This window comes from uncultured Campylobacter sp. (assembly GCF_937997465.1).
Classification (GTDB): domain Bacteria; phylum Campylobacterota; class Campylobacteria; order Campylobacterales; family Campylobacteraceae; genus Campylobacter_A.
Window position 1 is genome coordinate 1 of the sequence record NZ_CALKTQ010000078.1, and the last position, 9,372, is coordinate 9,372.

Below are 9,372 nucleotides of genomic sequence, written 5' to 3' on the forward strand. Positions count from 1 at the left end.
GGGCAAATTTTATGAAAAGAAAGTGGCAGGCTTTGCTAAATTTACAAAATTTGATAAAGCCAGCCGTAACCATAAAAACATCAAAAAATTAAGCCCGAATGAATCTGGGCAACTAAAGGAGCGCATAATTTACGGACCGACCGCCGAGCCATATAAGCCCGAGCGAGTCGCCGTAAATTTGCAAATTTAAATCAGCCTCCGTACATCAGCCTCGGTAGCCAAAGCGAGATTTCCGGGATGTATGTCACCAGGACGAGTCCGACAAATAGCGTCAAAGTCCATGGCAAGCACGCTACGATGACGTCTTTTAGATTCATGCCTGTTAGGCCGCTAGCGACGAATAAATTTAACCCGACCGGTGGCGTGATCATGCCGATTTCCATGTTTACGATGAGCAGGATGCCGAAGTGCACCGGATCCACGCCTAGCGCGGTCGCGATCGGTAGCAACAGCGGCACCATGATCATCACGACCGATGATGGCTCCATAAACTGTCCCATGATGAAAAGCAGGATGTTTACGATGATTAAAAAGCCTATTTTGCCGATATTTGCGGCTAGGATGCTATCTGCTATCGTTTGCGGGATGTTTTCGCTAGTTAGCAAGTAGGCAAACACGACCGCGTTTGCGATGATGAAAAATATCATCGCCGTCGTGATGGCAGACTCTAGGCAGATGTCCCACAAGTCTTTAAATTTGATATCTTTATAGACAAATAGCGAAATAATCAGCGCATATATCGCGCTCGCCGCCGCAGCCTCGGTCGGGGTGAAGATACCGCCGTAGATACCGCCGATAACGACTACTACGATTAGCAGCGCCCAAAATGCTCTGAAAAATTTTTTTACTCGCTCGCTCCAAGGCTCGGGCGTAGTAGCTTTAAATCCAAGCCTCTTTGCTCCGATATAAGTCTGCGCTATCATCATACCACCCAGCATCAGTCCAGGCACCACGCCCGCCATAAATAGCTGAGCGATACTGACCTCGGCCGTCACGCCGTAAACGATCATAACGACTGAAGGCGGGATGAGGATGCCTAGTGAGCCCGCGGTCGTGATGCCGCCCACGGCGTATTCTTTTGGGTAGCCAGCTTCTTTAATCGCGACAAACATAATGGAGCCTATCGCTACGACAGTAGCGGGCGAACTGCCCGAAACCGCGGCAAATATAACGCACGCAAATATCGCGCTCATCGGCAGGCCGCCAGGTAGGTGTCCGACCATGGATTTAGCAAAATCTATAATGCGTCTAGCAGAGCCGCCCTTGCTCAGTAAATTTCCGGCTAGGATAAACATCGGGATCGCCATGAGGGCAAATTTATTGATACCGTCAAAGATGAGCTGAGGTATCGTCGCGACGTCAAGATCCGTGAAAAAAAGCATCGTGATAACCGTACTAGCTCCAAGCGAAACGGCGACGGGAACGCCTATAAGCATGAGGCCAAACAGCGAAATAAACAAAAATGCGATGGTCATAGGCTCTCCTTAGCTTTTCTTGACCGAGTCGCGTATCATCTCGGCTTCGTTGTTTACGATGACCTTATCGGCCGGCGTCATAGCGATCTGGAAAATTTTCTCTCCGGCGCGATAGCTGGCTCCTAAAAAAGCGATCGGTAATACCAACATCGGTATCCATTGCGGTATGCCTAGATCCACGCTCATGAAATCAAGCTCGTACATCACCTGCAGATACTGCACGCTATAAACCACGATGAACATCAAAAACACCGTCGTTAGTACGTTTGCAAAGATGAGATAGGCCTTTGCGACGATGGGCGGAAATCTCTCGATTAAAATCGTAACCGATATATGTATGCCTTTTCTAAAGCCGTAAGCGGCGGCAAAAAACGCCGACCAGATAAAAAGGTAGTTAGTTAGCTCGCCGGCCCACGACCAGCCCGTGTTAAAGCAGTATCTCATCACTACGTTAACAAAGGCTAGTAGCGTGCCTGCAGCGATGCCTAGCACCGCCACGGTTTTGTTTACCGAGGCGATGCCGACATCTAAAATCTCAAAAAATTTACCCATAAAATCCTACTTCGTATTTATCGTTTTTTCTATCAAATCTTGACCGATCACGTTGTAGAAGTTCGGATAAATCGGCTTCATAGCCTCTGCCCATTTGCCCTTTTGATCGGCATTTAGCTCGATGATCTCAAGTTTTTTGCTCTCGCTTGCGAATTTTTTAAGCTCGCTTAAAATATGCTCTTCTTCTTTAGCCGTCTCTTCGCGCTCGTAAGTCGTAGCCTCTTTTAGAGCTTGCGTTACGTGAGCCTTCATATCATCAGGCAAGCCTTTCCAAAATTTCTCGCTCATAACGACTAAATATCCCAAATATCCGTGGCCTGATAGCGTTAAAGAGCTTTGCGCCTCGTAAAATTTGGAGTTGTAGAAGTTTGACAGCGGGTTTTCCGTCGCATCGACTACGCCTTGTTGAAGGGCTGGATAAACCTCTGAAAACGGCAATACTTGCGGGTTGCCGCCGACTACTTTGATCTGCTCTTCAAGCACTTTTGAGCTTTGGATGCGGAATTTTTGTCCTTTAGCGTCCGCAGGCTCTACGATAGGCTTTTTGCTAGAGCTAAAGTGCTTAAATCCCGCGTCCCAAAAATCAAGCGCGATGAAGCCTTTTTTAGCGATCATATCTTTTAGAGCTTGTCCGACTTCGCCGTCTTGAACAGCGTAAAGATGGGCGTTATCTCTAAAGATAAACGGCAGGTCAAATAGCTGAAACTGCGGTACTATCGGCGTAAATTTAGAAAAACTAGGCGCGGCCATCTGTACGTTACCCAGCTTTAGAGCTCCAAAAACCCTATCGTCGTCCATCAGAGATGCGGCAGGATATACCTCGACTTTGATCGCTCCGCCGCTAAGCTCGCCGACACGTTTGGCAAAAAAGTCCGCAGCCTTGCCTTTTGGCGTAGAGGCGGCCACGACGTGGGCGAATTTGATCGTGTATGTTTTGCCTGCGGCAAACGCGCTGCCAGCAAGCGCGCAAGAAAGAAGCAGTGCGGAAAGTAACTTAATTTTCATCTGTGATCCTTTTTAAAAGATTAGCTAAATCAGCTAGGAGCAATTATAATTCATAAAAAAGCGGCTGCGTGAAAATGTTTCGACTTTTTGCAATAAATTTCAAATTTATGTGTAAATATGTAACAATATCTCAAATTTAACAGTTAAATTTAAGAGCAAGCCAAAGTAAAGTATAACACTAAAAAGATTAAATGTTACGAAAATACACATTATTTTATCAAATTTGACCTTTTCGCGCGGCGAGACGAGTTAAATTTGATAAAACGGAATCATCGGCGGGTTTGTTTGCGCGTTAATAAATTAATTACTTTTTTATTGCTATAATACGGATAAATTTTATTACAAAGGAAAAATTATGTTTGAACTTAGAAAACTGCCTTTCGATCCGAAAGCAAACGCCGTCGTTAGCGAGGAAACCTGTAACTATCACCATGGCAAACACCACCAAACCTACGTCAATAACCTAAATAATTTGATAAAAGGTACGGAGTTTGAGGGCGCTAGCCTCTTTGATATCTTGGTAAAAAGTTCCGGCGGCGTGTTTAACAACGCGGCTCAGGTCTATAACCACGACTTTTACTGGGACTGCATCGCGAAAAAAAGCCAAATGAGCGACGAGCTAAAAGCTCGCTTGGAAAAAGATATTCCAAATTTTAAAGAGGAGTTTTTAAAGGCTACGACTACGCTTTTTGGCTCCGGCTGGGCGTGGCTAGTTTATAATCCAAAAGAGGACAAACTGCAAATCGTGCAAACAAGCAACGCGCAAACCCCTGTAACTGAGGGCCTCGTGCCGCTTTTAGTCGCGGACGTTTGGGAGCACGCATACTACGTAGATCACAGAAACGCGCGCCCGGCGTATTTAGAGAAATTATTTGAAAATATCAACTGGGACTTCGTCTCGAGCGCTTACGAGTGGGCGTTAAAAGAGGGTCTTAATTCGGTTAAATTTTACATTACCGAGCTTCACGGCGGCGCTAAATCTTGCTGCGGTTGCGGATGCCATTAATGCCAAAAATTCGCTGATATCGCGAGTTTTTAGGTGCAGCCATAAATTTGCGGCGGCTTATTTTTTAAATAAGCGTAAGCCCGCGAGTAAACTTAGCTTTGAGCAACGACTCCTTCTTGGCTAAGTTTACTTTATATAAACTATTTTGAAGTAATATTCGAGTCTCATTTCACAAAAAAGGACGAAAATGAAGAAGTTTTTAGTTTCATCTTTGGCGGCTTTTGCTGCAGTTGCTATGCTTAGCGGTTGCCACGCGCACAAAAGCGAGAGCGCAAACAAAGCACAAATCACCAAATCAGAAGCTGAAGTTATTAAATTTACGGGCGTAAACGACCCGAAATACGTCGTTAGACTAAGCTCTACCGATAAATTTAACACAGCCCTACTAGAAGACAGCAAAGGTCACAAAATCAACCTTAAAAACGCAGTTACAGCAAGCGGCGTAAGACTAGCGAACGACGATATCGGTACAGAGATAACGTTTAAACGCGGCGAAGGTATCCTAAACCTTGCAAAAGGCAGCGAGGATATTTTCTTAAGATACGACGAATAAAAACTTTCCCGCCGAATTTTACGGCGGGACTTTCTCTCCTTCAAATTTATCAAATTTAACTCTCGCAAAATCTCGTCAAATTTGAACTTTCGCTTGTTTTATAGCTTTATTTTAAATTTGCTCAAATTTAATATCTCTTATCAAAAACAGCTTTGTATTAAATTTTAATAGCCCTTTATAAAATGCCCAAGTATACGCGGTTTAAAAGCGATTTTAAACTTAAAAATGACATTTTTAAAATGCCCGGAGAGCAAATTTTGGTCACTAAATTTTAAGCCAACTTTGCCTATACTTTCGTCAAATTTATCATCAAAATTTAACGTAAGGAATGAAATGAAATTTATCCTAAAACGCGACGGCACCAAGCAAGAATACCTCCCGTATAAAATCCAAGACGCGATCAAAAAAGCCTTTGAAAGCGAGTCTAAAGAGTACGACGACAAGGTCTTTTTAGACGTGATGGGGCATGTGTTTGACAGCGAAGTTTTGAGCGTCGAGGACGTGCAAGACTACATCGAAAAGGCGCTTTTTAACGCGGGACACTTCGACGTGATGAAGAGCTTTATGCTCTACCGCCACACGCATAAGCTTCAGCGCGAGCAAATTTTGGGACTAAACGAAGACACCACCTACATCAACTCCACCCAAACCATCAGCGAGTACATCAACGGCACCGACTGGCGAATTCTCGCAAACTCAAACACCAGCTACTCAAACGCCGGCCTCATCAACAACACTGCGGGCAAGGTCATCGCCAACTACTGGCTGGATAAGGTGTATAGCAAAGAAGAGGGCCTCGCACACCGAAACGGCGACTATCATATCCACGATCTTGACTGCCTCACGGGCTACTGCGCGGGCTGGAGTCTTAGAGCGCTTTTAAACGAGGGGTTTAACGGCGTGCGCGGCAGGGTCGAGAGTAAGGCGCCTAAGCACTTCCGCGAAGCGCTTTATCAGATGGCTAATTTCTTAGGAATTTTGCAAAGCGAGTGGGCAGGCGCGCAGGCGTTTAGCAGCTTTGACACCTATCTTGCGCCTTACGTTTTCCGCGACAAGCTAAGCGATAAAGAGATCAAAAAGGCGATAACGAGCTTTATCTTTAACCTAAACGTGCCGGCTCGCTGGGGTCAGAGTCCGTTTACTAACGTGACGATCGACATCACCTGCCCGAGCGATCTGCGCGATCAGATACCTACGCGCGAGGATAGGCATATATTTAGCGACCTGGAGGACGAGGAGCTTGCTAAAGAGGCGCAAAAACGCGGTTTTGGCAAGCTAACCGATATGACATACCGCGCCTTTGAGCCAGAGATGAACCGTATAGATAAGGCGTTTTACGAGATCATGACCGAGGGCGACAAGTGCTCGCAGCCGTTTACATTCCCGATTCCTACCGTAAATATCACCGAGGACTTCGACTGGAACAGCGAGGTGGCGAAGGTGCTTTTTGAAAACACGGCGAAAATGGGGTCGAGCTATTTTCAAAATTTCGTCGGCAGCCAGTACACGATCGATGAAAACGGCAACCGCGTCGCAAACGACAAGGCCTATAAGCCGGGCCACGTGCGCTCGATGTGCTGCCGCTTGCAGCTAGATTTACGCGAGCTGCTAAAGCGCGGCGGAGGGCTGTTCGGTAGTGCGGAGATGACGGGCAGTATCGGCGTCGTGACACTAAATTTAGCTCGCCTGGGCTACCTATATAAAGGCGATAAAAAGGGACTCTACACGCGCCTTGAGTATCTGCTAAATTTAGCCAAATCCACGCTCGAAAAAAAGCGCAAATTTATCCAGGATATGTACGAACGCGGCCTGTATCCGTATACCGCGCGCTATCTAAAACACTTTAATAACCACTTTAGCACCATCGGCATCAACGGCATGAACGAGCTTTTGAGAAATTTTACAAACGACAAGGAAAATATCGCGACCGATTTTGGGCGAGAATTCGCGATCGAGATGATCGAGTTTCTACGCGGTAAAATTCGCGAGTTCCAAGAGAGTACCGGCAACCTTTACAACCTCGAAGCCACGCCTGCCGAGGGCACGACATACCGCTTTGCTAAAGAGGACAAAAAGCGCTATCCGGACATCATCCAGGCGGGATTTGGCGAAAATATCTACTACACCAACTCCACGCAGCTGCCGGCAAATTTCACCGACGATGCGTTCGAGGCGCTCGATCTGCAAGACGAACTGCAAAGCTCCTACACGGGCGGCACGGTGCTGCACCTATACATGAAGGAGCGTATCAGCTCGGCCGAAGCGTGCAAAGACCTCGTGCGCGGCGTGATAAACAACTACAAGCTGCCATACATCACGATAACGCCGGTCTTTAGCGTCTGCGCCAAACACGGCTACATCAGCGGCGAGCACGAATACTGCCCGAAATGCGACGAGGAGCTTTTGGCTAAATTTAAAGCTGAAAATAGCGTAAAATAGGATAAATTTGAGCGGCGAAGCGTTGTTTGGCTTTGCCGCTTTTAAATTTGACTGCGTATTTATGTATAAAATCAAAATTTAACTAAATTTGACCCCGCCCGAGCCAAAATAAGCGGGGTAAATTTGATTATTTCTCCCCTAGCGGCCAGTAAACGACCGGTTTGGCTCCGAGCCTTGCCTCGCCGTGATACATGCCGAGCTTGTCTTTCGTCCACGCAAAGCCCGTGTGTCCGTGCTTGTCGATCGAGATGATGCCGCCGCTGCCGCCGAGCGCTTTGACCTGAGCTACTGCTTCTTCGACGGCCTTTTGCACGTCTTGCGTTTTGTATTTATAAAGAGCTGAGACCTCGTGCGCGGCATTTACGCGCATGTAGATGTCGCCCGTGCCCGGTGCATGAAACCGCCACCGAGTCGTTATCTGCGTAGGTTCCAGAGCCTATTATCGGGCTATCGCCGATGCGGCCGGTCATTTTGTTTGTCATGCCGCCCGTGCTGGTCGCTGCGGCTAGGTTGCCGTTTTTATCCAGCGCTATCGCGCCCACGGTGCCTAGATATGGGCGCTCGTGTAAATTTAGCGACGTCTTTTTTGTCTTTTCGCTATCAAGTAGCAGCTTTTGCTTTTCTTTGGCCTTTTGCAGCGCGTCGTATCTAAACTGCGTGAAAAAATACTTCTGATCCACCATCTCTAGGCCGTTTTCTTTGGCGAGCTTGTCGGCTCCCTCGCCCGCAACCAGCGTATGCCACGTCTTATCCATCACGAGCCTGGCGCCTAGGATAGGGTTTTTGATATGCCTTGCCATCGCGACCGCGCCCGCTTTTTTGGTCGAGCCGTCCATTATAGAGGCGTCGAGTTCGTTAAATCCGTCAGCTGTAAATACCGCGCCCTTGCCCGCGTTAAAATTCGGATCGTCCTCAAGCACCATAATGGCCGCAGTTACGGCATCCATCGCGCTGCCGCCTTTCTCAAGCACGGCTTGACCCGCCAAAAGCGCCTTTTTCATCGGCTCCTCGCGGATTTTAAATTCCTCCTTGGTTAGATCAAGCCCGCTGGTGCCGCCGTGAATGACGATAACGGGGAAAATTTCTCCTGCGCATTCGCAGCCGTTAGCCCGAGCAGGGCCAGACTCGCCGCCATAAAAACGGCCTTTGAGAGTGAAAAGTGCTTCATAGGGTCTCCTTTGGAATAAAGTTTAAAATAATACTATAATTTTCTATCTTAAGAATGAGTTAAGGTTTGCTTGCTTAATTGATAATATCTATAAAATTTACGGCGTAATTTTAGCTGTTTATATTTGCGCCAGAGCGTGCAAATTTAAGTCCGCTAAGTGTTAAAATCGGCGCGGTACCTGAAATTATTGGTAGCGCGATTGAGATGTAGCGTGGTAAAAGCACAGGTATTCTAATCTACAGGATCAAATTTAATTTACCCCAGTTTCTTGCCCAGTATCGTCAGGCTCTCGATTTTGCCGCCCATATCGCAGACTTCAGGCAGTTCGCCCCAGTGCGCAAAGCTGAATTTCGCAAACAAATTTAGGCTTGCCTCGTTGCTAGAAAATATCAGCGCGACGACGTTTTTGATGCCAAATTTTGGTGCACTTTCGAGTATAAATTTTACGAGCCGTCTGCCGAGTCCCTTGCCGCGAGCGTCCGCTGCGACGTAGACGCTGATCTCTGCGGTGATGCGGTATCCCTCGAGCGGATGATAGTCGCTGAGGCTACCCCAGGCTAAGATTTCGCCTTTTGGGGTTGCGACACTCGGCTTTTGCGCGCCCAAATTTTCGCGCTTCGAGTTAAATTTTCTCTCGCAACCAGCCTCAAAGGTTTCACCGTCCTCGATCGTCAAATTTCCCTCGCAAATCTCGCGCAGCACGTATATCGGGTGGTTTGCCGTCTCGTGCGCGTCAAACCACGCTTCGCGCTCCTCTATGCCCACGGGGTGCAGCGCGGCCGTGGCGTTTCGCTCTAAAACGCTTGCGTTATAAATGCGCGTGATAGCGACTAGATCGGCCTTGACGGCGCGCGAGATTTCGTATTTTGCGGCGGCGAGATTTTCTTGCATTTTGAATCCTTTTTAAATTTAACCGATTTTACGCCAAATTTGATTAAAAACAGCAGCGAAAACGTCAAATTTAAACGTCAATAAAGGCGCGCACCTAGCCGCCGCAAAAAGGTAAAATTTGCACCCAAAGGCGAAATCGCCGTAAATTTGAGTTATAATCTCTTTTTAAATTTGACCTTGGATAAAGATTTGAAAATAGCGTTTTTTGACTCGGGTATCGGCGGGCTGAGCGTGGTCGCCGAGGCTTTGCGGCGATTTAGCGGGGCGGAGTTTTTGTATTTTG

General features: G+C 47.2%; 11 protein-coding genes and 1 pseudogene. 5 read left to right on the forward strand and 7 right to left on the reverse strand.

All coding sequences use genetic code 11. The features are described from left to right. A partial coding sequence (locus Q0546_RS02250; protein ID WP_298790138.1) for a hypothetical protein occupies nucleotides 1–190 on the forward strand: 190 nt, incomplete at its 5' end. A 1-nt stretch (nucleotide 191) separates the two neighbouring features. On the opposite strand, the gene Q0546_RS02255 is transcribed toward Q0546_RS02250, so the two are convergent. The 3 genes from Q0546_RS02255 to Q0546_RS02265 are packed head-to-tail and all read right to left on the reverse strand — an operon-like array spanning nucleotide 192 to nucleotide 3,032. Next, nucleotides 192–1,475, reverse strand: coding sequence for a TRAP transporter large permease subunit (locus Q0546_RS02255; RefSeq protein ID WP_298790140.1), 1,284 nt, complete (start codon nucleotides 1,473–1,475; stop codon nucleotides 192–194). Between the two features lie 9 nt (nucleotides 1,476–1,484). Further along, the gene (locus tag Q0546_RS02260; RefSeq protein WP_298790142.1) at nucleotides 1,485–2,027 is read right to left on the reverse strand and encodes a TRAP transporter small permease; all 543 of its coding nucleotides are present in this window, start codon (nucleotides 2,025–2,027) and stop codon (nucleotides 1,485–1,487) included. A 6-nt stretch (nucleotides 2,028–2,033) separates the two neighbouring features. Beyond that, the gene (locus Q0546_RS02265) at nucleotides 2,034–3,032 is read right to left on the reverse strand and encodes a DctP family TRAP transporter solute-binding subunit (RefSeq protein WP_298790144.1); all 999 of its coding nucleotides are present in this window, start codon (nucleotides 3,030–3,032) and stop codon (nucleotides 2,034–2,036) included. A gap of 355 nt (nucleotides 3,033–3,387) precedes the next feature. Between Q0546_RS02265 and sodB the strand changes: the two genes are divergently transcribed. From sodB to Q0546_RS02280, 3 genes are all read left to right on the forward strand, one after another. After that, complete coding sequence (sodB, locus tag Q0546_RS02270) at nucleotides 3,388–4,038, forward strand: superoxide dismutase [Fe] (RefSeq protein WP_298790146.1); 651 nt, start codon at nucleotides 3,388–3,390, stop codon at nucleotides 4,036–4,038. Between the two features lie 187 nt (nucleotides 4,039–4,225). Then, nucleotides 4,226–4,591: a hypothetical protein gene (locus Q0546_RS02275; protein WP_298790147.1), complete on the forward strand. Its 366-nt coding sequence runs from the start codon at nucleotides 4,226–4,228 to the stop codon at nucleotides 4,589–4,591. A 333-nt stretch (nucleotides 4,592–4,924) separates the two neighbouring features. Next, nucleotides 4,925–7,030: a ribonucleoside triphosphate reductase gene (locus Q0546_RS02280; protein ID WP_298790148.1), complete on the forward strand. Its 2,106-nt coding sequence runs from the start codon at nucleotides 4,925–4,927 to the stop codon at nucleotides 7,028–7,030. Between the two features lie 127 nt (nucleotides 7,031–7,157). Here Q0546_RS02280 and Q0546_RS02285 read toward each other — a convergent pair whose 3' ends face one another. The 4 genes from Q0546_RS02285 to Q0546_RS02300 form a co-directional block, all read right to left on the reverse strand. After that, the gene (locus tag Q0546_RS02285; RefSeq protein ID WP_298790150.1) at nucleotides 7,158–7,400 is read right to left on the reverse strand and encodes an isoaspartyl peptidase/L-asparaginase; all 243 of its coding nucleotides are present in this window, start codon (nucleotides 7,398–7,400) and stop codon (nucleotides 7,158–7,160) included. After that, entirely contained in the window at nucleotides 7,360–8,112 is a 753-nt protein-coding gene (locus tag Q0546_RS02290; RefSeq protein ID WP_366519246.1) for an isoaspartyl peptidase/L-asparaginase, read from the reverse strand. The genes Q0546_RS02285 and Q0546_RS02290 overlap by 41 nt, the downstream gene beginning before the upstream one ends. Next, nucleotides 8,064–8,198 (reverse strand): hypothetical protein, encoded by a 135-nt coding sequence (locus Q0546_RS02295; RefSeq protein ID WP_298790152.1) that lies wholly within the window; start codon nucleotides 8,196–8,198, stop codon nucleotides 8,064–8,066. Before Q0546_RS02295 ends, Q0546_RS02290 begins: the two co-directional genes overlap by 49 nt. A gap of 255 nt (nucleotides 8,199–8,453) precedes the next feature. After that, nucleotides 8,454–9,089 (reverse strand): GNAT family N-acetyltransferase, encoded by a 636-nt coding sequence (locus tag Q0546_RS02300; protein ID WP_298790154.1) that lies wholly within the window; start codon nucleotides 9,087–9,089, stop codon nucleotides 8,454–8,456. 189 nt (nucleotides 9,090–9,278) lie between these two features. On the opposite strand from Q0546_RS02300, the pseudogene Q0546_RS02305 reads away from it, so the two are divergent. Then, nucleotides 9,279–9,372 (forward strand): annotated as a pseudogene (locus Q0546_RS02305) (glutamate racemase); the annotation flags it as partial.